Annotated in this window: 20 protein-coding genes; 14 read left to right on the plus strand and 6 right to left on the minus strand. The window is 70.1% G+C overall.

Features of this window, described 5'->3' with window-relative positions; all coding sequences use genetic code 11:
• Positions 1–31: 31 nt before the first annotated feature.
• The gene (locus tag C4V41_RS44705) at positions 32–6,130 is read left to right on the plus strand and encodes an RHS repeat-associated core domain-containing protein (RefSeq protein ID WP_103962119.1); all 6,099 of its coding nucleotides are present in this window, start codon (positions 32–34) and stop codon (positions 6,128–6,130) included.
• A gap of 167 nt (positions 6,131–6,297) precedes the next feature.
• Here C4V41_RS44705 and C4V41_RS44710 read toward each other — a convergent pair whose 3' ends face one another.
• Complete coding sequence (locus C4V41_RS44710; RefSeq protein ID WP_200824655.1) at positions 6,298–6,729, minus strand: MarR family winged helix-turn-helix transcriptional regulator; 432 nt, start codon at positions 6,727–6,729, stop codon at positions 6,298–6,300.
• A gap of 72 nt (positions 6,730–6,801) precedes the next feature.
• Here C4V41_RS44710 and C4V41_RS44715 point away from each other — a divergent pair, with 72 nt between their 5' ends.
• Entirely contained in the window at positions 6,802–8,232 is a 1,431-nt protein-coding gene (locus C4V41_RS44715) for an FUSC family protein (RefSeq protein ID WP_146104023.1), read from the plus strand.
• Positions 8,233–8,330: 98 nt separating this feature from the next.
• Complete coding sequence (locus C4V41_RS44720; RefSeq protein WP_200824656.1) at positions 8,331–8,750, plus strand: DODA-type extradiol aromatic ring-opening family dioxygenase; 420 nt, start codon at positions 8,331–8,333, stop codon at positions 8,748–8,750.
• A gap of 94 nt (positions 8,751–8,844) precedes the next feature.
• On the opposite strand, the gene C4V41_RS44730 is transcribed toward C4V41_RS44720, so the two are convergent.
• Positions 8,845–9,615 carry an enoyl-CoA hydratase-related protein gene (locus C4V41_RS44730; RefSeq protein WP_103962121.1) on the minus strand — a complete coding sequence of 257 codons (771 nt, stop codon included), beginning with the start codon at positions 9,613–9,615 and terminating at the stop codon, positions 8,845–8,847.
• 255 nt (positions 9,616–9,870) lie between these two features.
• Between C4V41_RS44730 and C4V41_RS44735 the strand changes: the two genes are divergently transcribed.
• Positions 9,871–11,256 (plus strand): FAD-dependent oxidoreductase, encoded by a 1,386-nt coding sequence (locus C4V41_RS44735; RefSeq protein ID WP_103962122.1) that lies wholly within the window; start codon positions 9,871–9,873, stop codon positions 11,254–11,256.
• 59 nt (positions 11,257–11,315) lie between these two features.
• Positions 11,316–11,687, plus strand: a complete 372-nt coding sequence (locus C4V41_RS44740) for an ArsR/SmtB family transcription factor (protein WP_103962123.1) — start codon at positions 11,316–11,318, stop codon at positions 11,685–11,687.
• Positions 11,688–11,795: 108 nt separating this feature from the next.
• Here the strand turns inward: C4V41_RS44740 and C4V41_RS44745 are convergent, their stop codons facing one another.
• From C4V41_RS44745 to C4V41_RS44755, 3 genes are read right to left on the minus strand one after another with little or no spacing between them, the layout of a single operon-like run.
• Entirely contained in the window at positions 11,796–13,085 is a 1,290-nt protein-coding gene (locus C4V41_RS44745) for a GNAT family N-acetyltransferase (protein ID WP_103962124.1), read from the minus strand.
• 12 nt (positions 13,086–13,097) lie between these two features.
• The gene (locus C4V41_RS44750; protein ID WP_103962125.1) at positions 13,098–13,433 is read right to left on the minus strand and encodes an ArsR/SmtB family transcription factor; all 336 of its coding nucleotides are present in this window, start codon (positions 13,431–13,433) and stop codon (positions 13,098–13,100) included.
• A 2-nt stretch (positions 13,434–13,435) separates the two neighbouring features.
• Positions 13,436–14,446: a LacI family DNA-binding transcriptional regulator gene (locus C4V41_RS44755; RefSeq protein WP_103962126.1), complete on the minus strand. Its 1,011-nt coding sequence runs from the start codon at positions 14,444–14,446 to the stop codon at positions 13,436–13,438.
• 203 nt (positions 14,447–14,649) lie between these two features.
• On the opposite strand from C4V41_RS44755, the gene C4V41_RS44760 reads away from it, so the two are divergent.
• The 9 genes from C4V41_RS44760 to C4V41_RS44805 all read left to right on the plus strand — a co-directional run bounded on the left by C4V41_RS44760 (position 14,650) and on the right by C4V41_RS44805 (position 25,075).
• The gene (locus tag C4V41_RS44760) at positions 14,650–18,663 is read left to right on the plus strand and encodes a glycosyl hydrolase 115 family protein (protein ID WP_103962127.1); all 4,014 of its coding nucleotides are present in this window, start codon (positions 14,650–14,652) and stop codon (positions 18,661–18,663) included.
• 86 nt (positions 18,664–18,749) lie between these two features.
• Entirely contained in the window at positions 18,750–19,025 is a 276-nt protein-coding gene (locus C4V41_RS44765) for a hypothetical protein (protein WP_235030771.1), read from the plus strand.
• A 72-nt stretch (positions 19,026–19,097) separates the two neighbouring features.
• Complete coding sequence (locus tag C4V41_RS44770; protein ID WP_103962128.1) at positions 19,098–19,697, plus strand: DUF1989 domain-containing protein; 600 nt, start codon at positions 19,098–19,100, stop codon at positions 19,695–19,697.
• A gap of 159 nt (positions 19,698–19,856) precedes the next feature.
• Positions 19,857–20,477, plus strand: coding sequence for an L-threonylcarbamoyladenylate synthase (locus C4V41_RS44775; RefSeq protein WP_103962129.1), 621 nt, complete (start codon positions 19,857–19,859; stop codon positions 20,475–20,477).
• 151 nt (positions 20,478–20,628) lie between these two features.
• A complete protein-coding gene (locus C4V41_RS44780) occupies positions 20,629–20,958 on the plus strand; it encodes a PadR family transcriptional regulator (RefSeq protein ID WP_103962130.1) in 330 nt (109 codons plus the stop codon).
• A gap of 1 nt (position 20,959) precedes the next feature.
• Positions 20,960–21,331, plus strand: coding sequence for a DUF1048 domain-containing protein (locus C4V41_RS44785; RefSeq protein ID WP_103962131.1), 372 nt, complete (start codon positions 20,960–20,962; stop codon positions 21,329–21,331).
• 40 nt (positions 21,332–21,371) lie between these two features.
• On the plus strand, positions 21,372–22,610 hold the full coding sequence (locus tag C4V41_RS44790) for a serine hydrolase domain-containing protein (protein ID WP_235030772.1): 1,239 nt from the start codon (positions 21,372–21,374) through the stop codon (positions 22,608–22,610).
• Positions 22,611–23,104: 494 nt separating this feature from the next.
• Positions 23,105–23,881, plus strand: coding sequence for a MerR family transcriptional regulator (locus tag C4V41_RS44800; protein ID WP_103962133.1), 777 nt, complete (start codon positions 23,105–23,107; stop codon positions 23,879–23,881).
• Positions 23,882–24,157: 276 nt separating this feature from the next.
• Positions 24,158–25,075 carry a 5'-nucleotidase C-terminal domain-containing protein gene (locus tag C4V41_RS44805; RefSeq protein WP_103962134.1) on the plus strand — a complete coding sequence of 306 codons (918 nt, stop codon included), beginning with the start codon at positions 24,158–24,160 and terminating at the stop codon, positions 25,073–25,075.
• On the opposite strand, the gene C4V41_RS44810 is transcribed toward C4V41_RS44805, so the two are convergent.
• The gene (locus tag C4V41_RS44810) at positions 25,072–25,905 is read right to left on the minus strand and encodes an alpha/beta fold hydrolase (RefSeq protein WP_200824657.1); all 834 of its coding nucleotides are present in this window, start codon (positions 25,903–25,905) and stop codon (positions 25,072–25,074) included. The two genes, C4V41_RS44805 and C4V41_RS44810, sit on opposite strands and share 4 nt — an antisense overlap.
• Between the last annotated feature and the right edge of the window lie 64 nt (positions 25,906–25,969).

Here is a 25,969-nt window from a genome sequence, read left to right on the forward strand (position 1 = left end):
CGCGATCTTGAGTGGCTTATTCATCGTGTTGATGGCCTCCACGCCGGCCGGGGCGACACCCGCCCAGATCGTGGACGCCATGGCCCTGGCGGCGCCGGTCAGGCCGAGCGACCCGGACGAGGTCGAACCGGTGCCGGGCGAGGACTTCGTGCCCCCGGCCGCCCGGCCCGACCCCGAGGCGAAGTTCGCGCGCCGGCCGGCCGCGAAGGCGGACTGGCCGGCGGCGGGAGCGGCCGAGGTGACGCTGCCCGCCGCCCAGACTCGCCGCGCCGGGTCGCTGCCGGTGTGGGTGGCGCCGACCGGACAGCCGGGCCCCGCGAAGGTGAAGGTCGCGATCCAGGATCGGGCCGTCGCCGAGAAGGCGGGCGTGGCCGGGCTGCTCCTGTCCGTCGAACGCGCCGACGGCCGGGCCGGGCGCGGTCCGGTGACGGTGACCGTGGACTATTCGGCCTTCAGAGGCGCGTACGGCGGTGACTGGGCCTCGCGCCTGAGGCTCTCCCCCGCTCCAGGCGACACGACCCCGGTCACGGCGGTGCGTAACGACGTCAAGGCCGGTACGGTCTCGGCGCAGGTGACGATCGGCGGCACGGCGAGCACGCTGGCGCTGTCCGCGGCGGCGGAGGGTTCGAAGGGCGACTACAAGGCCACGTCGCTGGCCCCCTCGGGAATGTGGCAGGTCTCCACCCAGAGCGGCGACTTCTCCTGGTCGTATCCGATCCGCACGCCGCCCGTGCCGGGGGAGCTCGCCCCCGGGCTCTCACTGTCGTACTCCTCCGGCGCGGTGGACGGGCGCACCGTCTCGACCAACAACCAGCCGTCCTGGATCGGAGAGGGCTGGAATCTGACGCCCGGGTACATCGAGCGGTCGTACAAGAGCTGCGCGGAGGACCTCGACGGCAACAACGGCAAGACCAAGACCGGCGACATGTGCTGGGAGACCGACAACGCCACCATGTCGTTCGGCAAGATCTCCGGCCGGATGGTGTTCGCGAACAATGTGTGGCGGCCCAAGAGCGACGACGGCACCCGGGTCGAGCATCTGGTCAGGAACGACCCCCAGGTCAACGGCGACGACAACGGTGAGTACTGGAAGGTCACCACGACCGACGGCACGCAATACTTCTTCGGCCTCAACCGGCTGCCGGGCTGGGCGACGGGGCGGGCCACCACGCAGTCGACCTGGACCATGCCGGTGTTCGGCAACGACACCGACGAGCCCTGCCGCGCGGCCACGTTCGCCGCCTCGGCCTGCAAGCAGGCCTACCGGTGGAACCTCGACTACGTCGTGGACGCGCACGGCAACTCGATGACCTACTTCTACAGCCCGGAGACCAACAAGTACGCCCAGAACAAGGGCCAGACCACGGCCACCTACGAGCGCGGCGGCACCCTGGCCCGCATCGAGTACGGCACCCGCACCGGCCAGGAGTATTCAGGGCACGCCCCGGCGCGGGTGATGTTCGAGCCGGCCGACCGCTGCCTGCCCGACCAGACCTGCGCCACCCACACCTCCGCGGTCTGGCCGGACGTGCCCTGGGACGCCGATTGCGCGACCGCCACGTGCGGGGACAAGCAGTCGCCGACGTTCTGGTCCACCAAGCGCCTGTCGAAGATCACCACGCAGGTATCCTCCGGCGGCGGCGCCTACCGTGACGTGGATCGGTGGGACTTCGCCCACGTCTACCCGCCGGCCAACGACGGGACCGAGGACCGGTCGCTGTGGCTGAACGGCATCACTCACACCGGCCTGGCCAAGAGCCCCCAGATCGCGCTGGGCGCGGTGGGTTTCGACGGCACGATGATGCCCAACCGGGTCAACTACTCCACCGACGGCGGCCTGCCCGCGCTGAACAAGCCGCGCATCACCCGGATCACCTCCGAGTCGGGCAGCGCGACCGATGTGTCCTACATGCCGGCGGAGTGCGCCCAGGGCAATCTGCCGGCCGCTGCGGAGACCAACACGAAGCGTTGCTTCCCGGTCAAATGGGCGATGCCGCCGGCGAGTGAGCCGGTCAACGACTGGTTCCACAAGTACGTGGTGGCCACGGTGGTCGAGGACGACCTGCTGACCGACGCCAAGGACATGGTGACCAGGTACGAGTACGACGAGGTCAAGGGCGGCGCCTGGGCGTACGGCGACGACCCGCTGGTCGAGGAGAAGAAGCGGACCTGGTCGGACTGGCGCGGCTACGAGCGGGTCGTGGTCCGGCAGGGCGACCCGGCCAACGACGAGAACAAGCCGGTGACCAGGACCGAGTACCTGCACTTCCGCGGGATGAACGGCGACCGGCTCAACCCGGCGGGCGGCACCAAGCCGGTGAAGGTCGAGGACTCCACCGGCGTGGAGATCGACGACGACGAGCCGCTGTCGGGCTTCCTGCGCGAGGAGATCACCTACGACGGCGACACCCCGCTGACCACCGAGATCAACGAGCCGGTCACCCGGCTGACCGCCACCCAGGGCACGTTCAAGGCCTATCAGGTGGAGACCAAGCGGGTGGAGACCCGGGAGCGGCGGGCCGATGGCACCGAGCTGGTCACCCGGCAGGACAAGACCTACGACCAGTACGGCAACGAGACCCAGGTCCACGACCACGGCGACATCACCAAGACGGACGACGACCAGTGCACGACCACCACGTACGTCCACAATCCTGAAAAATCACTCTTCGGGTTCCCGAGTACGGCCACGACCGTGGGCGTGGCCTGCGGCGCGACCCCGTCGTACCCGGATGACGTCATCTCCGACACCCGGCTGTCCTACGACGGCCGGGCGGCCGGCGAGCCGCCGCTCAAGGGCGACGTGACCCGGTCGGAGGAGGCCAAGGCGTACACCGGCGGCACGCCCGGCTACCTGGTCACCGAGGTCTCGGTCTTCGACGGCTACGGCCGGAAGACGGAGTCGAAGGACAAGCTGGAGCGGGCGACGAGCACCGCGTACAAGGAGGTCAACGGCCTGACCACCGAGGCCGCGGCGACCAACGCGGCCGGTCAGGTGGCCACCACCACCTTCGACCCCGCCTGGGGCAGCCCCCTCGCGGAGGTCGACAGGGGCGGCCGCAAGACGTCGCTGACGTACGACGCTCTCGGCCGGTTGGTGAAGGTGTACAAGCCGGGCCGGACGGAGGCGGACGGCGACCCGAACGTCGCGTACGAGTACGGCGTGAACCGCGGCGGCGGCCCGAACTGGACCCGCACCAGCACGCTGAGGGCCAACGGCAACCAGGTCGTCGGCTACCAGTTGCTGGACGGGTTCCTGCGGCCCCGGCAGACGCAGGAGCCCAGCCCGGGCGGCGGCCGGATCGTGACCGACACCCTGTACGACTCGCGCGGCCTGGTCAGCGTCACCCGTCCCGCCTACCACGCCACCGGCGACCCGGGGACGGCGCTGCACTCGCTGGTGAACACGGACGCCGCCAAACTGCCGCCCGCGAACGTCACCACCTACGACGGCGCGGAACGTAAGACCGCGGAGATCTACTTCGAGCACAACGCCGAGCGCTGGCGCACCACCACGTCCCACGGTCCCGACTGGGTCACCACGATCCCGCCGCGGGGCGGGACGGTGACCACCAAGCGGACCGACGTCCGCGACCGGGTGATCGCGCTGGAGCAGCACCCGGGCTCGGGTGCTCCGGAGGTCACGCGGTACGCCTACACCAAGGGCGGCGACCTGGCGAAGGTCACCGACGCGGCGGGCAACGTGTGGCGCCACACCTACGACGTGCTGGGCCGCCGGATCAAGTCGGAGGACCCGGACAAGGGCACGTCGACGATGACCTACGACGAAGCCGACCAGTTGCTGACCACCACGGACGCGCGCGGCAAGACCGTCGCGTCGGTGTACGACCGGCTCGGGCGGGTCGTGGAGACGCGGCTGGGGTCGGCGACCGGGACACTGCTGACCAAGGTGGTCTACGACAAGGACGACCTGGTGTCCTCGACCAGGTATGTCGGCGGGCACGCGTACACGAGTGAGATCACCGGCTTCGACGCGGCCGGGCGGCCCAAGGGCACCAAGGTGACCATCCCGGGCGTGGAAGGGCTCGCCGCGGAGTACACGACGACGATGACGTACGCGGCCGACGGCAGCCTGGACACCAAGACCGTGCCGAAGCTGGGCGATCTGGATGCCGAGACCCTCGACTACGACTACAACGAGCTGGGCCGGCTGACCACGCTGAAGAACGATGAGGAGACCTTCTACCTCTCCGGCACGACGTACACGCAGCTCGGTGAGACCTCCCAGCAGCAGCTCGGCGCCGGCGCCAAGAAGCTGTGGCGCACCACCTACTACGAGGAGGGCACCCGCCGGGTCTCCGAGACGCTGACCGAGCGTGAGCAGGCGGGCCGGGTCGCGGTCAACGATCTGACCTACGGTTACGACGACGCGGGCAACGTCAGGCGGATCACCGACAGCACCGCGGGCCAGGCCAAGGACACGCAGTGTTTCAACGTCGACCACCTGCGCCGCGTCACCGAGGCCTGGACCCAGACCGATGACACCTGCCCCGCCACGCCGTCGGCCATCGGCGGGCCCGCGCCGTACTGGCACCAGTACACCTACGACCTGATCGGCAACCGCAAGGCCAAGACGGTCAAGGGCGTGGCCGGCGCCGCCGACGTCACGACCACCTACTCCTACCCCCAGCCCGGCGACGGCGTGGTCCGGCCGCACGCCGTGACGGCCACCAGCGGCGCGACGGGCGGAAGCCACGCCTACGACGCCGCCGGCAACGCCACCGGCAGGCCGGGACCCGGCGGCACCCAGACTCTGGCCTGGGACGACGAGGGCTTGCTGACGTCCGTCACCGCCGGCGGCAGGACCACGTCCTACCTGTACGACGCCGGGGGCGAACAGCTGATCCGCCGCGATCCGGGCTCGGAGACGTTGTTCGTCGGCGACGGCGAGGTGAAGCTGAACCTCGCGACGGGTTCGAAGACCGGGACCCGTTACTACGACGGGCTGGGCACGCGTACCGGCGACGGCCTCATCTGGACGGTGGACGACCACCATGGCACCTCGCAGGTCGCCGTCAACGCCACCACGCTGGCGGTCACCACGCGCCGGATGGACCTGTTCGGCAACCCGCGCGGCACGATCTCGAACTGGCCCGCCGGCAGCCGCGGCTTCGTCGGCGGCACGCTCAACCCCGGCACCGGCCTGACCCGGCTGGGGGCCCGCGAGTACGACCCGGCGAGCGGCACGTTCGTCTCGGTCGATCCGATCATCGATCCGTACGACCCACAGCAGATGAACGCCTACGCCTACGCCAACAACAACCCCGCCACGATGAGCGACCCCGACGGGCAGATCTACCTGGAGGGCGACCACGGCCGGAAGACAATCTACAACAAGCCCAAGCCCAAACCGAAGAAGCCGAAGAAGCCCAAGAAGCCGATCGCGCACCTCAGGGACTTCGGAGCGCGGTGCGAGGGCGGCCGCGACTACTGCAGGAACCTGCCCCGGATCGTGGCCCAGAAGCGGGCCGCCCGCAGCCGCGCCGCGCAACACGACTGGAACGGGGCCGGGGGTCCCCGCGGCCGCATCGGCGGCTACAACTCCAAGCCGATTCCCTACACCAAGCCGAAGCCGAAGGACGAGGGCTGCCACGGCTTCTGGGGCTGCATCGGCAGCGGCCTGGAGGCGCTGGGCGGGGCGATGCACGACGGCGCGATGGCGCTCGGGTCGGCCGCGAAGTGGGTCGGCCAGAATTTCGGCACCGTGATAGGTGTGGCCGGCTTCGGCATCTGTATTTTCGCGACCGCGGGCCTGTGCACGGTCGCGGGCGCGGTCACCATGGGCATCAGCTTCATGGGCAACGCCTATGACTGCGCCAGCGATCCCAGTTGGGGCCGATGTCTCCAGGACGGGGCTCATATCCTGGTCGACGTCGTGTCCTGGCGCATGGGCGGCCCGGCGATGAGGAGCCCGGTGAAGAGCCCGAACCCCCACACGGGCGCCAGGCAACTGCCCTTCGGTCAGGCCGCTCGAAGGCCCGACTATCGCAGCGCGGTGGGCGCGCACATGGTGACGGTCACCGGGCGTCAGATGGGTGGCTGGATGGTCGGATCCACCTGGGGAATCTCGACCGGCGAGCAATGGCACGACCCGCTGGGATCCGGGTGATCCCCGCTCGGTGAGTCCTACGGTCGCATTCGGCTCTGGGAGCCTGCTCCCAGAGCCGAATCCTCCGGCAGGCCGAAGAACTCGGGTGCACGGCAGGCGAGGCCAGCTGTCCTGGGCGGCCTTCTCCACCCGGCCGGCTCTGTCCGGCACCTTCGACGGCGTCCCCTTCAGCTGACCGCCTGGTCACGCTCGGCCAGCTCCGTCAGCAGGGCCGCCGCCAGGCCGATCACCTGAACCTCGGTCTCGTTCAGCCCCTCCATCGCGGTGGCGAGCCAGTGATCGCGCACGGCCACGTCACGGGCCAGCACCTCGCGGCCGGCGGGCGTGAGCTCCAGCACCGACGCGCGCCGGTCGTGGGGGCTCGGCGTGCGGGCGATCAGCCCTTCGTCCTCCAGTTCGGCGAACACGCGGGTCAGCGACTGGGGCTGCTGGTGCTCGGCCACGGCGATCTGCGTCGGGGTGCTGGGGCCACGGCGATACAGGTGCCCGAGGACGCTCACCTTGTTGCTGCTGAGCGCGTCGGCCGGGCGCTCGGCCCGCAGCCGCCGAGCCAGGCTCATGACCGCCCGACGGGTCTCCGCCGCCACCTGTTCTCTCATATTGCTACGCTATCACTTATATCTATACGGATACAATCACGCATTTTAGCCAAAAGTACTAAGCTTTCACGTATGAACCATCGAGTGAAGGCCGCCGCGGTCACCCTGGCGGCCACGACGGCCAGCCTCGGTGTCGCGGGGGCCATCGTGCATGTCGCGCGGCTGAACCCCGGTCTTCTCGTCGTGGCCGCCGCGCTGGGCCTGTCCATGGGCAGGGAGCGGCGTGACGAGGACTGGCCGGACCGTCTCACCGCCCTCACCGTGCTGCCGATCGCCGCGGCGGCGGCCGTCGTGACGCACGCGTTGCTGGCCGGCCCGTACGCCGTGCTCGGCGCGGCCCTGTTCGTCCTCGCCATGAGCGCCACCGTCTATGTACGCCGCTGGGGCGGGCGCGCGACCGCCGCCGGGGCCCAGGCGTCCATGCCGCTGCTCGTCGTGGTGCTGGTGGCGCCGGTCGGCATGCCGGACCTCGGGTGGACGGCGCTGATAGCCCTGGTGACGTGCGGCGTGGTGCTGGCGATCCACCTGCTGACCGGCCCGCCGCCGCCACGGCGCGCGGACGGTTCACCTCGGGGGCGGCTGCCGGCGAGCACCAAGATGGCGATCCAGCTCGGCGTGGCCCTGTCGCTCGCCTTCGTCTGCGGCCGGCTCGTCCTGGGCGAGCACTGGCAGTGGATGGTGCTGACGACCTTCCTCGTGTTCAGCGGCAACAGGGGGCGGGCCGACGTCGTGTACAAGGGGATCCTGCGGGTCGCCGGCGCGGCGGTGGGCACGGGCGGCGCGACGCTGCTGCTGCCGCTGCTCGCGGGCGGCCCGGCGGCACAACTCGCCGCCATCTGCGCCGTTCTGGTGGCCGGAGTGTGGCTGCGACCGTTCAACTACGCGTACTGGGCCGCGAGCATCACCGCCGCGCTGGCCTTCACCTCCGCCTATTTCGGGCAGAGCGTCGCGTCGATGCTGACCGTCCGCCTGGCGGGGATCCTGCTCGGCGGCGCGGTGGCTATCGCGGTCTCGTGGTATGTGCTCCCGGTACGCAGTACGGCCGTGGCCAGGCTGCGCGTGGCCGAGTCCGTACGTGCGCTGGCCGCCCTCCTCCAGAGCCTGCAGGAGGGCGGCGCGGACGAGCGGCTGCCCGAGCACCGCGCCCGCTTCGAACAGGCCGTCGGCCGCGTGGCGGAGATCGCCCCGCCCTTCGAGGCCCGGCGGCGGCTGCTGGGCCGCTGGCGGGCCGGCGCCCGGCGGCACGCCGACGTCTTCGACACCCTCCGGGACAGCGCCCGCTCCCTGCGCCGGATCACCGAGCACGTCGAAGCGTCACCGGGCGCCCGTCCGGAGCCCGGCATGGCGGCACTGATCGGCCAGGCCAGGAAGGAACTCGGCGCCCTGCGCACGGACGGCGCCGACCTGCACGCGACCTTACGCCGGACGAGCGAGCACCTGGCCGAAACGGCCGCACCACGTAGCCAGCCGCCTTGCACGACCCGGCCCTCGGGAAGTCCGTAGAACCAATACCGATCAGCCGGAGCGGCGAGATCGGCCGGCGAAGCGGCGTTGACGTGCTCCGCCCTACGCAGGAAGCCGGCCGCCTCGTGGGTGCGCTCATGGACGACGGGTTCGACCTCGCGACCTTTCACCGGCTCGACATCGACCACGGGCTGACGGCGGCCCGCTGTCTTGCGCTGGGCCGGGCGATCGGGTCGTACCCGCAGGATGTGAAAGTGGCGGTGTTCGGTACGGGCGGCATGTCGCACCGGCTCGCCGGCGCGCGGGCCGGGCTCATCAACCCTGAGTTCGACCGCATGTTCCTGCGGGCGATCGAGTCCGAGCCGGAGAAACTGGCCGCGCTCACGCGCGAGGACTACATCCGCGAAGCCGGGACCGAGGGCATCGAGCTGATCATGTGGCTGGTCATGCGCGGCGCGCTCAGCGACCGGATCACGCGGATCCACGACACCTATCACGTGCCCGCCTCCAACACGGCGACGGCGCTCGCCCTGTTCGAAGACCTGGGAGAAGCATGAGCACGTTCGTCCTGCTGCACGGCGCCTGGCACGGCGGCTGTGCGTGGCGGCGGGTGATCCCGTCGCTGCGCCGATGTGGAAGTGGATGGACGTGTCAGTCGCTCCACTTCGGCTGGCGTTTGCTCAGGAACGCCGACATTCCTTCGCGGGCCGCGCCGGATTGCGAGGACTCGGCCATGATCTTGGTGGCGAGCTCGTACGCATCCGCCTGCGGCAGGGACAACTGCTGGTACAACGTGCGCTTGCCGAGGGCCTTCGAGGCGCGGCTACCGCGGGTGGCCCGGCCGAGCAGGTCGTGGACGGCGGCATCGAGGTCCGCGGCGGGCACCACCCGGTTGACGAGCCCCCATTCAAGAGCCTGCGCGGCGGTGATGGTGTCGCCGGTGTAGGCCAGCTCGGCAGCCCGTTTGCGGCCGATATTTCGGGCGATGGCGACCATCGGGGTGTGGCAGAACCAGCCGCCCTTCCCACCGGGCGCGGCGAAGCCTGCGGAGTCGGCGGCGATGGCGAGATCGCAGGTGGCGACCAGCTGACAGCCTGCCGCGGTCGCCAGGCCGTGGACTCGGGCGATGACCGGTTGCGGCACCGATTCGATCAGTTCCATGAGGCGGAGACAGGTGTCCAGCAGGGTGCGTACGGCGTCCGAGTCGGCCTCGGCGACGTCGGCGAAGTCGTGACCGGCGCTGAAGACCGGGCCTTCCCCGGCCAGGATGATTCCCGAGGCGTCGCTGTCACCGGCGGCTTCGAACGCGTTGATCAGATCACGCAGATGGGCCAGCGACAGGGCGTTGCGCCGCTGCGGCCGGTTCATGGTGATCGTCACGAAGTCGGCGTCGCGGTTGACCAGTACATGATCGAGGTTCATGGGTGAACTCCTGATGATTGCGCAAGGCGTGACCGCGATCGGCCACGTAGAGACTGTTCCCCTTCAGCGCCGCGTCTGTCAGCATGCGCCGGCGTCCGCTCCGGGGGTGGTACGACGAGGTACGCCGCGAACATCCGGGCTGCGCTCGCGAGAAGGGGCAGCGACTGATTAGATATTTCTCTAATTTGACATCCATCGAATCCGTCGGGCATCCTGCGTACTTAGATAAACTTCAAAACAGCAAGGAGACGCGCCATGAGCGGATGCTGCGGTCCTACCGCCGTCGAACTCCAGCCCAGCACGCAGGCCACACACCCCGACGAACTGCCCATCGCGGTGATCGGCGGCGGCCCCGTCGGGCTGGCCGCCGCCGCCCATCTGGCCGAACGAGGCCTCGACTTCGTGGTGCTGGAGGCGGGTGAGCAGGCGGGCTCGTCGGTGGCCAAGTGGGGCCACGTGCGGGTGTTCAGCCCGTGGAGGTACAACATCGACGCAGCGGCCGGTCGTCTCCTACAAGCCGACGGCTGGAGCGCGCCGGACGCCGAGTGGCTGCCGACCGGGGCCGAGTTGATCGATGACTACCTGGCGCCGCTGGCCAAGCTGTTCGGCGACCGGGTTCGTACGGGCGCGAAGGTGACCGCGATCAGCAGGCTCGGCTACGACCGGGTCCGCACCGCCGGACGTGAGGCGGCGCCGTTCCTGATCCGCCTGGCCGACGGCACCGAGTCGCACGCCCGCGCCGTCATCGACGCCTCCGGCACCTACGCCACCCCGAGCGTGCTCGGCGCCAGCGGCCTGCCCGCCCACGGCGAGGCCGACGCGGCGGACCTGGTCGACCACGCGCTGCCCGACGTGCTCGGCGCCGACCGCGACCGGTACGCCGGCAAGCACGTCCTGGTGGTCGGCGCGGGTCATTCGGCCGCCACCACGCTGCTCGCCCTCGCCCAGTTGGAGGGCACCCCGATCACCTGGGCCATCCGCGCCGGCGACGCGAGCCGCACCTATGGCGGTGGCGAGGCCGACGCGCTGCCCGCTCGCGGCGCGCTCGGCACCCGTCTGCACGCCCACGTCGAAAGCGGCCGCATCCGCCTGGTGACCGGCTTCTTCACCCACGCCATCGAACGCGACGGCGATCAGATACGCGTGATCAGCCGCGACCCGTCCGGCGCCGAGCAGACCATCACGGCCGAGCGCATCGTGGCCGCCACCGGCTACCGTCCCGACCACGCCATCGCCGGCGAACTGCGCCTCGACCTCGACCCGATCCTGGGCTCCACCCGTACGCTCGCGCCGCTGATCGACCCCAACGCGCACTCCTGCGGCACCGTCCCGCCGCACGGCGCCGACGAGCTGGCCCACCCCGAACCCGGCTACTACGCGATCGGCGTCAAGAGCTACGGCCGCGCCCCCACGTTCCTGCTGGCCACCGGCTACGAGCAGGCCCGCTCGGTCGTGGCCGCCCTGGCCGGCGACTGGGAGGCCGCCCGCGACGTACGGCTGGACCTGCCCGAGACCGGCGTGTGCTCCTCCGGCCTGGCCGAAGCCCAGGAACAACGAGTCGGCCTGGCCACCGGGATCAGCGGCGGCCTGCTGACCACCCCGCTGCCGCCGGCGACCGCCGGGGCCTCTCCATGCTGCTGACCTGAGCGCCTATCATTTAGACAGGCATCGAAGCACCAGCCAGGTCCGGAGGCACCCGCATGACCACCACCCTGCCCCTCGTCCCGAAAGGCAAGGACGCGCAGGATGCGGTCTGCTGCGCGCCGATCGCCCGCCAGCCGCTCGGCGAAAGCGAGGCTGCCGAACTGGCCGCGCTGCTGAAGGCGGTGGCCGACCCGGTACGGCTGCGGCTGCTGTCCATGATCGGCTCCCACGCCGGCGGCGAGGCGTGCGTGTGCGACCTGACCGACGCCTTCGACCTGACCGCACCCACCATCAGCCACCACCTGAAGGTGCTGCGCACCGCCGGGCTGATCGGCAGCGAACGGCGCGGCACCTGGGTCTACTACTGGGTCATCCCCGCGCAGGTGGCCAGGCTCGGCGCGCTGTTCACCCCGCTGGCCACCGGATGAGGCACGGGCCTTTCAGCCGGGCGGCAGCTCACTGAGCGGGCGCAGGCGTACGGATCGCCCAGCGCCTTGAACCCGCGCGCCACCCCAGCGGCTCGCGGGTCATCTCCATCATTCCGCCCGCCGCTCGATGAGCAGCACGTCCCGCCAGAGGCCGTGATGGCGGCCGATGCGCTCGCGGGTGCCGACCACCCGGAAACCGAGCGCCTGGTGCAGGGCCAGGCTGGCGGTGTTCTCGCCGAAGACGCCGGACTGGATCGTCCAGACGCCGGCGTCCTCGGCGGCGGCGATGAACGCCGCCAGCAGGGCCCGGCCGATGCCCTGGGCCTGGCAGCCGGGGTGGACGTAGATGCTGTGCTCGACGACCCCGGCGTAGACCGGCCGGGCCGACACCGCCGAGGCGGCCACCCAGCCGAGCACCTGGCCGGTGCCGGTGTCGCAGGCGACGTAACGCAGGTGCGGCAGCCTGGCCGCGTCGAAGCCCTCCCAAATCGGGGCGACGGTCTCGAAGCCGGCCTGGCCGGTGTCCAGCCCGGCCTGGTAGATGGCCAGCACCTGATCGGCGTCGTCCGGGCGCATCGGCCGGACCTCCACCCCGGGCCCGGCGGCGGGCTTGGCGGCCTGGACGATCGCCGAGTGCACCCCGTCGCCGTGATCGGCGGTCAGCGTGACGCGCACCCCGGTGAACCCGGCCGCCGCCAGCGACTCGCGGTACTCGGCCACCGGCAGGGCCCCGGCCACGCAGCCGATCCGCTGCTCGGCCGACGCCCGCCGCGCCATGTCCGGCTCGCCGTCGACCTCGCCGTCGACCACGCCGTCGACCACGCCGTCGACCACGCCGTCGATCAGGCTGTCGACCTCGCCGTCGACCACGACGTCGCCGACGCCGAAGCGGCCGCCCGGCCGCAGCACCCGGAACGCCTCGGCCAGCACCGCCGCCTTGTCCCCGGACAGGTTGATCACGCAGTTGGAGATGACCACGTCCACCGACCGGTCCGGTAGCGGCACCCGCTCGATGCGCCCGTGCAGGAACTCGACGTTGGTCGCGCCCGCCTGCTCGGCGTTGCGCCGGGCCAGCGCCAGCATGTCCGCGCTGGCGTCCAGCCCGTACGCCTTTCCGGCCGGGCCGACCCGGCGTGCCGACAGCAGCACGTCGATGCCGCCGCCCGAGCCCAGATCCAGGACGGTCTCACCGTCGCGCAGTTCGGCGACGGCCACCGGGTTGCCGCACCCCAGGCTGGCCCGTACCGCGTCTTCGGGCAGCACATCGAGCTCGTCATAACCGGCCGCGCCGAAGCCGCCCCGCTCGAACGCGTCCTGCCCGCAGTCCGCGACGACCCGGCCGGCGCCCGCCGCGCGGGCCAGGGCCGAGTAGTGGTCGATGATCTCGTCGTACGCCATGGCGAAGCTCCCTCACTCGCAGGTGGGCGCGAGCGGCGCGGGGTTGCCCATGACCACGTCGGCGGCGGTCGGGAAACAGCTCACGCAGTTCTCGTTGATCCGGTACAGGCTGGAGGTGCCCTGCTTGTCGACCAGCACGAACCGCACCTCGGCCAGGATCTTCAGGTGGTGCGAGACCGTGGACTGGCCCACGCCGGAGGCGGTCACGATCTCGCCCACGCTCATCGGCGCGCGCCGCCGGGCCAGCAGCGACACGATCTGGATCCGCGTCGCGTCCGCCAAGGCCTTGAACCAGCTCGCGTACTCTTCGGCCGCCACGCGCGGCAGCGGCCCCTTCTCATCGTTCATCGTCAATCGACGATAGTCGATGAAGTGGCGGGACGGAAGCCGGACGACTCGCGCAGCACCAGCTCGGTGGGCAGGCGGATCGCCTCCCCCTCGCGCGGCGATCGGGCGCCGAGCCGCTCGATCAGCAGCTCCACCGCCAGCCGGCCGGCGTGCGAGCCGGGCCCGGCCAGCGTGGTCAGCGAGGGATGGACGAAGTCGGCGGCGAAGATGTCGTCGAACCCGATCACGCTGATGTCCTCCGGGACGCGGACACCGCGCTGCGCGAGACGCCGGATGATGCCGATCGCCAGGAGGTCGTTGTGCGCCACGACCGCCGTCACCCCGGTACGCAGCGCCCCGTCGGCGGCGGCCCCGCCGCCTGTGACGTTGGGGACGTACGGGCCGATCCGGTGCGCCGTCAGGCCGCGTGCCTCGGCGCCGGAGCTCAGCGCCGCCCAGCGCGCCGCCCCCATCCAGGAGTTCGGCGGCCCGGCGCAGTAGGTGAAGCCCTGGTGCCCGAGCGAGGCCAGGTGTTCCAGGATCTGCCGGCAGCCGGCGACGGCGTCGAACGTCACGCTGGTCAGCCCGGCCAGCTCCCGGTTGAACAGGACGATCCGGTGCGCTCTGGCCAGGTCGCGCAGCACCTCGTCGTCGAGCCGGCTGGAGGCCAGCACGAACCCGTCCACGCCGGTGGCCAGGTCGCGAATCTGGTTCTCCTCGATGCGCCGGGACTCCTCGGCGTTGACGATCACCAGGGTGGCGTCGGACGCCTTCGCGCGCTGCTCAGCGCCGCGGATCAGCTCGAAGAAGTGCGGATTGGTGATGTCGGAGAGCACCATCGCGATGGTGCGGTGGCGCAGACCGGCAAGGGCGCGGTTCTGCGGCCGGTGCTGGTAGCCGAGCTTCGCGGCGGCGGCGACGATCCGCTGCCGCGTCGCCTCGTTGACCCGGCCGGGCTTGTTGAACGCCCGGGAGACCGTCGACGCGGCCACACCGGCGGCGTACGCGACATCAAAAATGGTGGGGGGCTCCACGAACGCATCTAGCCACGAAAATGGAAATTTTGGCAACCTCTTGCAGAAGTTGTCGTGACATACCTACTTTGCGATCATGCCGGCCACACGATGACGTGTCGGGCGAGAGGGGCGAAGGGTGTCGCAGCCCGGATAAAGAGGTCCAGATGAGCAGCACGACGAGAGCGATATCGCGGGGCCGTGCCAGGCGATGGTCCGCGGCTGTGACGACCGGCGTTCTGCTGGCCGGGTTGCTGACGTCGGTGGGAGTGACGCCGGCGCGGGCGTCATCGGCCGGTTTCACCGTTTTCAACGGTCGTACGACCGCTCCGATCCTGATCGACCCGTCCTATGGCGGCGATCACGGCGATCGGGACTACAAGCAGGTACGCCGGGCGGTCCAGGACCTGCGCCAGGACGTCGCCATGGTGACCGGGGCGATCGATGCCGGTCAGGTGCAGAGCCTGTTCGCCGACGACGAGCCGGCCAAGGAGGCGCGGCTGGCGAAGGCCGACCAGCGCAGGCTGCCGGCCCTGCTGACCGAGGCCGCGGGCCAGAACAGCGCGATCATCGTCGGCCAGGTCGGGCAGAGCCGGCTGATCGACCGGATCGTCGCCGCCGGCAAGTTCGACGAGGCCACCGGGATCAAGGGCCGGTGGGAGGCGTACGCGACCAAGGTCGTCAAGAACCCGCTCCCGGGGGTCGGCAGCGCACTGGTGATCGCGGGCAGCGACGCCCGCGGCACGATCTACGGCCTCTACTCGATCTCCGAGGAGATCGGCGTCTCGCCGTGGTACTGGTACAGCGACGTGCCGATCGAGCGGCGCGGCTCCATCGAGGTCGAAGGCAAGACCCGAATCGACGACGGGCCGGACGTCAAATACCGCGGAATCTTCATCAATGACGAAGAACGCACCGTCGTGTGGGCGAAGAAGAAGTTCCCCACCGGCGACGGCACGCCCGACGTCAACTATTACCGGCACGTTTATGAGCTGATGCTGCGGCTCAGGCTGAACACGTTATGGCCGGCGATGCATTTGGCGTCGAGGGCGTTCAACGCGGTCACCGACACCGGGACGTACGACAACGGGACACCGGTCAACGCCCGCGAGGCGTCGGCGTACGGCGTGGTGGCCTCCTCCTCGCACGCGGAGCTGATGCTGCGCAACAACGAGGGCGAATGGCGGCAATGGTACGCCCGCAACAAGGACGCGCTCGACATCAAGGGCCCGGACGCCGTGGCGGCCTTCAACTATTCGATCAACAAGCCCGCGATCCTGGAGTATTGGCGTCAGCGGGTGGTCGCCAACGCCGCCTTCGAGAACATTCTCGCCCTGGGCATCCGCGGGGTGCACGACAGCGATCCGCTGTTCACCCCCGGCAATCCGTACGGGTTCAAGGACAAGGTCGACATGCTGGCCGACGTCATTCGCGAGCAGCGCAAGGTGATCGCGGAGGTCTACGGCAGCACCGACGCCGTGCCGCAGGTGTTCATTCCCTACAAGGAGATGAACGACCTCTACAACGCCGGGCTGAAGAACCACATCCCCGCCGACGTGAACCTGATGTGGGCCGAGGACAACCAGGGCTACCTGCGCCAGGTGCCGACCCGGGCCGAGGCCGCCCGGCCCGGCGGGAACGGCGTCTACTACCACATCTCCTACTGGGGCGAGCCGAAGAGTTATCTGTGGCTGAACTCGACGCCGATGTCGTTGATGGTGCAGCAGTTGCGGCGGGCGTGGAATTCCGGCGCGGGACGCTACTGGGTGCTCAATGTCGGGGACATCAAGCCCGGCGAGATCAAGCTCGACCTGTTCGCGAAACTCGCGTGGGACGTCGAAGACCATGACGATTTCCTCACCGAGCACGTACGGCGGGACTTCCGGCTGAGCGGCAGAAACGCCGCCGTGGTCGCCGGCGCGCTGAAAAGGTTCGACGTGCTCGAGAACACCAAGCGCGCCGAGTTCTGGGGCGAGATCAACTCCTCCAACGCGAACTCGGGACGCGTTCACAACGGACAGGTCTTCCCGTTCAGCGCCACCTCGGACGGCGATGAGCTCCAGCGCCACATCAACGAGGCCAACGAGCTGGTCACGATTCTCCAGGGCGTTTCCGCCAAGCTCGACCCGCGCTATCGCTCCGCGTTCCACCAGCAGGCGCTCCACCGCATCCAGTCCTACCGCAACATGGCGGAGCAGATCGGCTACTACTGGAAGAACCGGCTCGCCGCCGCCCAGGGCCGCTACGCCGCCGCGGGAAGCTACGAACTGCTCTCCAAGCGGGCCCGCGAGCGCATCCACACCGACGAGGACCACTGGAACACGATCAGCGGCGGCAAGTGGGCCGACGCCATCGGCCACAGCCATCCCGAAGGCTTCCCGAACGAGGGCGCCGTCATGCTCACCAACGACCGGTACGCCCGGGTGGCCACACCGGCCGACGCGGTGGGCGCCGCCGCCGAAGGGAGCAAGGAGCCGGGCCGCGGCACGCTGACGTTCGACTCGGCCGCGCCCGATGACCAGCGCTTCTTCGACGTGTTCTCCCGCGACGACGTGGCCAGGCCGCAGGAATGGGCCGCCGAGGCGGACGCCCGCTGGATCACCCTTTCGCAGCGGTCGGGCACGACCGCGACAGAGCAGCGCGTCACGGTGACGGTGGCCAAGAACCACCCGGCCGCGACCGGCACGATCCGGGTCTACAACGCCGCCGGCGGCGTCAAGACCGGCGACCCGGTCGCGACGTTCACGGTCGACGCCAAGCGGGCGGCCGTGGAGCTGAGCCGTGTCACCGAGCCGTCGCACCTGGAGGCGAACGGATACGTGGCCGTCGAGGCCGAGCACTTCTCCGAGAACCTGCCCGGCGCCGACGGCAGCCGCTGGGCCCCCCTCCAGGCCGTCGGCCAGCGTGGTGCCTCGATGGGCGCCTTCCCGGAGATCGCGCCCCGGGTCGACTCCGGCTTCGAGACGACCGCCCGCCTGAAATACCGGGTCCACTTCACCTCCACCGGGAAGTTCACCGGGACCTTCTACCGCATCCCGACGCTGAACGAGGGCACGGAGGACGACGGCACGCCGCGAACCGCGCGCACGGCGATCGGGCTCGACGGCCAGGCCCCCGGCCTGCTGCGCGGCAACTCCGTCGCCGGTACGAGCACCAGCCCGTGGGGATTCAACGTCATGCGCGGGATCGAACCCCTGACCTTCACCATCGACGTGACCACACCGGGATGGCACGACCTCGTGGTCTACCGCTCGGACGCGGCGATCCTCTTCGACCGGATCATCATCGAGACCCGCGCGGGCGCGGCCGGTGACGGCCTGACCGGCCCGCCGGAGAGCCCGAACAACATCGCCGCACCCCAGAGGGCCACCGTGGCACCCGGTCCTGACACGATGCCGAAGCTCCGGCGGCTGCCCGCGATCCAGGCGTCGGCGGGCGCGACGAGCACGATCGAGGGCGTACGGGATGTGACGGCCGCGGAGTCCGACAACGAGACGGCCGCGTCGGTCGAGGTGAAGGACGGCCAGGTACGGGTCACCGGACACCGGGCCGGGAAAGCCGAACTCTCCATCACCGCCGGCGGCGACGCCTGGGTCGCGCCCGTCACGGTGGGCCGCGCCGCCGGGGCGCCGACCGGCGCCTATCTGGAACGGGACGGTTCGGTCGTCTTCGACGCGGCCGACGCGCTGGAGAAGAGCACCTCCGCCAACGCGATCGGCAGCAACAACGGCACGCACGACTGGGCGCTGGCCCGCAACGGGCTCCAGGCCGTGCCGCCGGCCGACGCCAGCGCGAAGGCACAGTGGCCGGCGACCACGGCGGCCCAGGCCGAGGCGCTGTTCAAGGCGGGCCCGACGGAGAAGGTCAACGGCGGCTCCGCGGCGGGAACACCACCGCGCCTCGACTTCACCGTCGATATCCGGACCGGCGGCACGTACTACCTGTTCGCCAACACCAGCAACCCGAACGCCGACGCCGACTCCTACCATGTGCTCGTCGACGGGCAGTGGCGATACCCGTCGAGCAAGTCCGGGCCGGAGACCGGGTTCGAGACCTGGTACGGCAGCACGAGCGTCGCGGCGGCCGCGCTGGCGCTCGGGCCGGGCGAGCACACGATCTCGCTGGCGCCTCGCGAGGCCGGGCTGGTGCTCAACCAGATCGTCCTGACCACGGACGACACACCCGGCCTCACCGGCTTCCAGACCCCGAGCGACCGCAAAGCGAGCGTGACGCCCTGACGGCGAGCGCCTCAGTTTGAGGCGCTCTCCTCAGATCCGGACGCGAAGGCCAGAATGTACGGGACCGCCTCGCGCAGGCTGACGAAGTGGCGGCGAACGCCCCGCACCGCGGTGGCCCGCAGCCGCAGCCCCGTCTGATGACCAGGGGCGCCCGCGCGGTTCCCGGCCTGGCGGCACATCCGGCGGCCCGGCTCCTGGCCGGCGGGCTGACGATCACCATCAGCACCGATACGCGCACCACCTCGGCGACCACCCTGACGCGGGAGTTCGCCGAGCTACGCGCATCGGCCGGGTGGACGACCGTGCAGGAGGAACTGGTGCAGGCTCATGCCGCCGGCGCGGCCTTCGCCCCTTGGAGATAGCGCCAGCGATCGGCCCGTTCACTGGGCGATCATCCATGGTCTGGACGGGGTCCGCGATGGTCTTCTGACGTCATGAGATCCGGAAAGCGCACGATCGTGCCCGCCCGCGAAGCCCGTGCCGTACGAGTGACCGCCGGGCAGCGCGTCAGCGTCGTCGATCTGGAGGGCGGCCAGGTCGGCGACGTCTTCGCCTTCGTTTCCACGTCCGCCTCCGAACATTTGAGCGCCGCCCACACCCGAGCCGCCACGAACCGGCTCTTCCCCGAGGTGGGGCAGCAGTTCGTCACCGACCGCCGCCGTCCCATCCTCACCCTGGTCTCCGACACCTCCCCCGGCTGGCACGACATGCTGATCCCGGCCTGCGACCAGGCCCGCTACGCCGCGCTGGGAGTGAAGGGCGGCCACGCCTCCTGCGCGGACAATCTGGACCGGGCCCTCGCCGCGATGGGGCTGTCCGCCGCGTTCACTCCCCAGCCGGTGAACGTGTTCATGCGCATCCCCGTACAGGACGACGGGCGGCTCCCATGGCTGCCGGCCGCCGGCCGTCCGGGCGACGCGATCACTTTCCGGGCGGAGACGGACTGCGTGGTCGTGGTGTCCGCCTGCCCGCAGGACCTCGTGGAGATCAACGGCGGCGAGCCGACGTCGCTGGCGATCGACGTCCTGCCCTGATCACACCTGCCAGGCCGAACAGGGCCAGAGCGGCCAGCACGGCCAGCGAACCGAGGTGCGCCCCGAGCGTGTTGCCCAGCCACACCCCCACCAGCGGATCGGCCAGATGGGTCATCTCCAGTGGCATGTGGCGAGGTGGTCCGCGTCTAAGATCCGAGGGTGGCCAAGTACTTCGATCTACATCCGGACAACCCTCAGCCGCGCCTGATCGGCCAGGTGGTCGAGATCCTGCACGGCGACGGGCTGATCGCGTACCCGACGGACTCGGGCTATGCCCTGGGGTGCCGGCTGGGCAACAAGGACGGCATCGACCGGATCAGGGAGATCCGCAGCCTCGGCAGCGACCATCACTTCACCCTGGTCTGCAGGGACTTCGCGCAGTTCGGCCAGTTCGTCCACGTGAACAACGCGCTGTTCCGCTCGATCAAGGCGGCGACTCCCGGCGGTTACACGTTCATCCTGCCCGCGACCAAGGAGGTGCCGCGGCGGTTGATGCACCCCCGGAAGAAGACGGTCGGCGTACGGATCCCTGATCATGTCGTGACGCAGGCCCTGCTGGCCGAGCTCGGCGAGCCGCTCCTGTCGAGCACGCTGCTGCTGCCCGACGAGAGCGAGGCCCTGACGCAGGGCTGGGAGATCAAGGAGAGGCTCGACTACGTGGTGGACGCCGTCATCGACGCCGGCGAGTGCGGCGCCACCCCGACGACCGTCATCGACCTCTCCCAGGACGAGCCCGAGATCCTCCGCCGGGGCACGGGAGACCCGTCCCTTTTCGAGTAGACGACCCGTCCGGCCATCCCAGCGCCGGTGGCGCGGCCGCATTTTGGACCGTTCCATCGACGGGTTGCTATTCGTTGTTGCTAAGTACCGGTAGTCAGTGCTACTTTGTACCGGTAGCTAGCAGCACCGAGTAGCAGAAAGGGGGTGTTCCATGGGCAAGCAGATGACGGAGATGCTCAAGGGAACGCTGGAGGGCATCGTCCTGGCGATCCTGTCGGACCGGCCCGCGTACGGCTATGAGATCACGGCGTGGTTGCGCGATCAGGGCTTTTCCGACATTGCCGAGGGCACGGTCTACGCACTGCTCGTCAGGATCGAGCGGAACGGCCTGGTCGACGTGGAGAAGGTCCCGTCGGACAAGGGGCCGCCGCGCAAGGTGTACTCCCTGAACGCGCAGGGACGGGAATATCTCGAAGAATTCTGGAGGACGTGGAGCTTCCTCGCAGAACGGCTCGAACAGCTCCGCGAAGGAGGCAACTGACATGTTCGACGCTGAAAACGGTGGCTTCCTCGCCAAGGTGATCGGCCCCAAGCGGCGGTGGCGGGACTATCAGGCGCGGGTGAAACAACTTCCGCCGAACTACCGTACGGCGACCGAGGCGATCGAGCGGTACCTGACGCACTTCGTGCCGAACGACGGTGACAGCACCGCGTCGATGTTCGAAGACCTCGCCGACCTGGTCGAACAGGCCGTGGCGGACGGTACGCCGATTCGCGAGATCGTCGGGGCGGACCCGGTGGAGTTCGCCGAGGCGTTCGTCAAGAACTACACGGACGGTGGCTACGTCCCGGCCCGTGAGCGGAAGCGGCTGAGCGACGCCATCGCGCGCGCCGCCGGCGAACAGACGGTCTGACCAGCACCCCTCCCCCACCCTCGTATGTGCAAGGAGATTGATGATGGAACAGAGCACCAGCGGTTTTTCCGAAGCGGGGTTGCGCAGACTGCGTGAGGTATTGGCCCGGCATGTCGAGTCCGGGAAGATCCCCGGGCTGGTCGCCCTGGTCAGCCGGGACGGTGAGACCCACGTCGAGGCGATGGGGACGATGCGCCATGACGGCGGCGCGCCGATGCGCCGTGACACGATCTTCCGGATGGCCTCGACGACCAAGCCGGTCGCGGCGGCGGCCACGATGGTCCTGCTGGACGAGTGCCGGTTGCGCCTGGACGACCCGGTCGACCCGTGGCTGCCCGAACTGGCCGGCCGGAAGGTGCTGAAGCGGGCCGACGGTCCCCTGGACGACACCGTGCCGGCCCGTCGGCCGATCACCGTGCGAGACCTGCTCACCTCCACCTGCGGCCTCGGACTGGACATGACGGCGAAGACCGCTCCGATGATGAGCGCGTTCTTCGAGCAGGGCGTGTACGGCCAGGCGGACGGCTGGATGTTGCCCGAACCGGAACCGGATGAGTGGATGCGCCGCCTGAGCACGCTCCCGCTGATGTACCAGCCCGGCGAACGGTGGCTGTACAACGTCAGCGACGACGTGCTCGGCGTGCTGGTGGCCCGGGTCAGCGGCCGATCGTTCGAGGAGTTCCTGCGTGAGCGCATCTTCGACCCGCTCGGAATGAAGGACACCGGTTTCCACGTGCCCGACGGCAAGATCGACCGGCTGCCGCCTCTGTACTCCCCCGACTGGCAGACCGGCGCGTTCAACGTGGAGGACGAGGCCGAAGGCGGACACCACAGCAAGCCTCCGGCGTTCCAGTCGGGCGGCGGCGGGCTGGACTCGACCGCCGACGACTATCACGCCTACTTCCAGATGCTGCTGAACGGCGGGACGCACCGGGGCGAGCGGATCCTGTCCCGGCCCGCCGTCGAGCTGATGACCACCAACCGCCTCACGCCCGAGCAGACGGCCGCCCTGCAGACCTGGGCCCGCAGCGTCGTCCATCTGTCCCACGGCACGGGCCAGCAGGGCGGGTGGGGTTTCGGGATGGCGGTACGCGCGCAACGTGGCGACTACGCGCCCGTCGGCCAGTTCGGCTGGGACGGCGGAGCCGGCACCACGACCTACGCCGACCCGCACAACCGACTCGTCGGCATCCTGCTCACCCAGACCGGAATGTCCACCCCCGACTCGGCGGGGGCCATCAACGACTTCTGGACCACCCTCTACCAGGCGATCGACTGACCCGCCTTTCTCTCAAGCCGACGCCCACCCCCGGCTGCCGGAGGTGGGCGCCTGGCCGATCGCACTACTTCGGCCAGGGAGTGCGCCGGACGATCGGCAGGTCGCCGAGTCCCCACGTGCCTCCGGCCCCGGCGAGGGCGAGGCCGATGCGGATGCCGACCGCCCAGACGTAGTCGACGGGGCGGCGCCGGTCTCCCTGACGGGCCCGCTGACGGTGGCGGCCATGATGGCCCCCTTTCTCCGTGTCGGGCCAAGCACACCGTCCGCACGGCTTTCACAGCAGTGCCGAACGACCTCCGGCACCAGGACCTTCGTGACCGGCTTGGACGTGGACGCCATCCGGAAGATCGCGTCCCGGCGCACGGCGCGCCACCGTCGTGACGCATCGTCCCCATCGCCTCAACGTGCGCCTGCCCGTCCCTGCCGACCAGGGCGACGAGCCCGCGCTATCCTCGCCCCTGTGATCGCCGACGGGGTGGAGGTGCGCTGAGCCGATGGCGGACGGGCTCACGATCGGGCAGGCGGCGGCGTTCGTCGGCGTCACGATCAAGACGGTGCGGCACTATCACCGGCTCGGCCTGGTCACCGAGCCGGAGCGCGACGGTTCCGGTTACCGGCGCTACCGGTCGGCCGACCTGCTCCGGCTGGTCCAGGTCCGCACCCTGGCCGGGGCCGGCGTGCCGCTGGCCGAGATCGGTGACCTGCTCGACGCCGATCCCGAACCGTTCGCGGCCGCGCTGGACGACGTCCGTCGCCGGCTCACCGAACGCATCGAGGACCTTAGCGCGCGCCGCGACACGCTGCACCGGCTCGCCCACGGCGACCGGGTCCTGCTCCCCGACCGGGCCTGCGCGGTCCTCGACCGGCTCGCCGAGCTCGGCTTCGACGCCGGCTACGTGGCCGCCCAACGGGAGGCCCTGGTGCTGACTCGGGCGCTGATCCCGGAGATCTTCGACGGCTTCCTGACCCGGCTCGAACGCTCACTGGACGACCCCGAGCACGTCGAGCTGACCAAGCGCGGCCTGGACGCGAGCTCCTGGGACCCGGACGACCCACGGATCGAGCAGTTGGCCACCGCGCTGGCCGGCAAGCTGCTGGCCGACCGTACGGAGCTGGCGATGCCGGCCGGGTTCGGCAACCGGTCCGACAAAGCCGCGCGCTACGGACTGGTCAACCACCACCGGGAGGACCAGGAGCCGTCCATCGCCCGGTTGAACGCGCTGATCGAGGCGAAGTTGCGCGCGGCCGGCATCGACGTCCCGCGTCCGTGACGGCGCCGGTTCGGCAGACGGTACGCAGGCCCCGGAGCTCGTTTCTCAACGTGGTCTCGGTGTCGACCTCATCATGCCCGACGCTTCGGTGGCTTGATCCGCTATCACCGTACGCGATCTGATCGCCGGCAGGGCTGGCGGGCAAGAATGATCTCGATATAGTGTTCGATTATTAGGCTGATCACATCATCGGGCACCGAGTAGGTGCTCACTTTTCGCATGAGAGGAATCCCTGTGGGTTTATGGACTTCGGCAGGACGTCGCCTCGGGAGCCTGGTGGCCGTCGTCGCCCTGGCTCTCGGCGGCATCGCCACCGGGGCGCAGGCCACCACGGTGAGCAGGCTGGACATCGCCTTCGAGCGGACCACGGCCTCGAAGTGCCCGGTCACCTTCGACATCCACGGCTACTTCAGAGGGCTGCCCGAGGGCGCGCAGACGATCGAATACCGGCTCGTCGGCGCCCAGGAGTGGAAGACGCTCACCGTGCCCGCCGAACGCGACCTCGTCCATCACGCCGTCCTCGAGACCGTCTCCTGGGAATGGACGCCTGACTCGTCCGACTACTCGGTCCAGATCGAGGTCAACCAGGCCGGCGGCCTGCGGTCCAACACCCTCTACTACTTCAAGTGCGGCGGTCCGCCGTCCGGTGAGACGTTCGGTGTCGCCGCCGAGGACATCACCCGCACGGCGAGCGGCGGCCCGATGGCCGAACTGGCCGCCGACGCGCAACTGGCGTCGGTGCGGGCCCGGTCCGGCGCGCAGGCCGCGCTCGTCAACAGGTACGACGTCAAGGCGGACCTGGCTGCCGGACCGATCAGCTACGAGCAGGTGTGGTCCGCGCAGCCCGCCGGTCTGGCCATCAACGTGCAGACGATGACCGGCGCCCAGCTGAAGAAGCTGCTGGCCACACCCAACCAGGCGGGCTGGGTGCTGACCCCGTCGGCCGGGCTGCGCTACACGCTCGCCGGTGGGAACGTCGTGTCGATGACGCTCAACGGGGTTCCGGTGGCCGACACGCAGCAGATCAAGGTCGCGGGCGGCTGGAGCCTCATCGCCGGTTTCGACGGTTGGCCGCGCTGGGAGGGCACGACCACCTACCTGAGCGGTCCCGACGACACCGGGGCGCTCGCGACGTACCTGGTCGCCCACTCCCCGGTGCGGGCACCGGCGGGCGACCGCGTCACCGTCCGCTAGCCGGGCCGTCTCTCCACTGCGGCGCGGAGCACCGTAGCGAACTGGTCTGGTGCTTCCAGCCAGGGGAAATGCCCCGCGTCCTGGATGATGACGACCTCACAGTCGAGGCGTCGTCCCAGACGTCGCAAGGCATCGGCGGGGCGGCTGTCGCCGGCCCCGCCGATGATCACCGCGCCGGGCGGCAGGCGCTCGCGAAGTTCGGCCACGCGCGCTTCGAGCGGGTCGGCCTTCGCCGCCGCGTTGAGCCGGGCGTTCATCACGTAGTTGACGGGCCGCAGCATACGGGCCGAGGCCAGCGCCCAATCCCACGCCCGGCTCCGGTCGGCGTGGTCGGTGAACCACTTCAGCGTGAGGAACTCGATCTCCTCGGCGTCCGTACGCCGTCCGATCGCCTCCAGTTCGTCGAGCCTGGCCTGCTGCTCGTCCGTCCGCCGCGCCCGCTGTGCCGCCCGGTCGGCTTCCCGCCAGGGCTCCAGGAAGGGCCCGGCGATCTGGATCAGCCCGGCCACGCGTTCGGGATGGGCCAGCAAGAAGTAGCCGGCCAGATTGGTGCCGTACGAGTGCCCCACCAGGACGACCCGGTCGTGTCCCCACGCGTCGAGCAGGAGCGCCAGGTCGCGAACGTGGCGGCCGATGGTGTGCTCTCCCTGCCAGGCCGATCCGCCGGTGCCGCGCTGGTCGTAGCGGTGGACCAGGCACAGGTCGTCGATGATGCCGGCGACCGGGGCGAGATAGTCGGGGAGTCCTGGGCCGCCGTGCAGCATGACCACGGGGCGGCCCGAGCCCGTGGTCCAGGTGCGGAGCCGTGCGCCGTCATCCAACTCGATCACGAACGTGAGCGTAGCGCCGGCTCCTCGCGACAACACCTCCCAAGGCTGCTAATACGGATTAGTT

The organism is Nonomuraea solani (assembly GCF_900108335.1).
In the GTDB taxonomy this organism is placed as follows: domain Bacteria; phylum Actinomycetota; class Actinomycetes; order Streptosporangiales; family Streptosporangiaceae; genus Nonomuraea; species Nonomuraea solani.

What these genes read in the sequence shown, in the direction of transcription:
- C4V41_RS44720 (WP_200824656.1), top strand. Translation starts at nt 8,331, where the DNA reads ATGGACGACGGGTTCGACCTCGCGACCTTTCACCGGCTCGACATCGAC.
- C4V41_RS44785 (WP_103962131.1), top strand. Translation starts at nt 20,960, where the DNA reads ATGTTCGACGCTGAAAACGGTGGCTTCCTCGCCAAGGTGATCGGCCCC.
- C4V41_RS44800 (WP_103962133.1), top strand. Translation starts at nt 23,105, where the DNA reads ATGGCGGACGGGCTCACGATCGGGCAGGCGGCGGCGTTCGTCGGCGTC.
- C4V41_RS44705 (WP_103962119.1), top strand. Translation starts at nt 32, where the DNA reads ATGGCCTCCACGCCGGCCGGGGCGACACCCGCCCAGATCGTGGACGCC.
- C4V41_RS44735 (WP_103962122.1), top strand. Translation starts at nt 9,871, where the DNA reads ATGAGCGGATGCTGCGGTCCTACCGCCGTCGAACTCCAGCCCAGCACG.
- C4V41_RS44750 (WP_103962125.1), bottom strand. Translation starts at nt 13,433, where the DNA reads ATGAACGATGAGAAGGGGCCGCTGCCGCGCGTGGCGGCCGAAGAGTAC.
- C4V41_RS44715 (WP_146104023.1), top strand. Translation starts at nt 6,802, where the DNA reads ATGAACCATCGAGTGAAGGCCGCCGCGGTCACCCTGGCGGCCACGACG.
- C4V41_RS44780 (WP_103962130.1), top strand. Translation starts at nt 20,629, where the DNA reads ATGGGCAAGCAGATGACGGAGATGCTCAAGGGAACGCTGGAGGGCATC.
- C4V41_RS44710 (WP_200824655.1), bottom strand. Translation starts at nt 6,729, where the DNA reads ATGAGAGAACAGGTGGCGGCGGAGACCCGTCGGGCGGTCATGAGCCTG.
- C4V41_RS44770 (WP_103962128.1), top strand. Translation starts at nt 19,098, where the DNA reads ATGAGATCCGGAAAGCGCACGATCGTGCCCGCCCGCGAAGCCCGTGCC.
- C4V41_RS44790 (WP_235030772.1), top strand. Translation starts at nt 21,372, where the DNA reads ATGATGGAACAGAGCACCAGCGGTTTTTCCGAAGCGGGGTTGCGCAGA.
- C4V41_RS44745 (WP_103962124.1), bottom strand. Translation starts at nt 13,085, where the DNA reads ATGGCGTACGACGAGATCATCGACCACTACTCGGCCCTGGCCCGCGCG.
- C4V41_RS44730 (WP_103962121.1), bottom strand. Translation starts at nt 9,615, where the DNA reads ATGAACCTCGATCATGTACTGGTCAACCGCGACGCCGACTTCGTGACG.
- C4V41_RS44740 (WP_103962123.1), top strand. Translation starts at nt 11,316, where the DNA reads ATGACCACCACCCTGCCCCTCGTCCCGAAAGGCAAGGACGCGCAGGAT.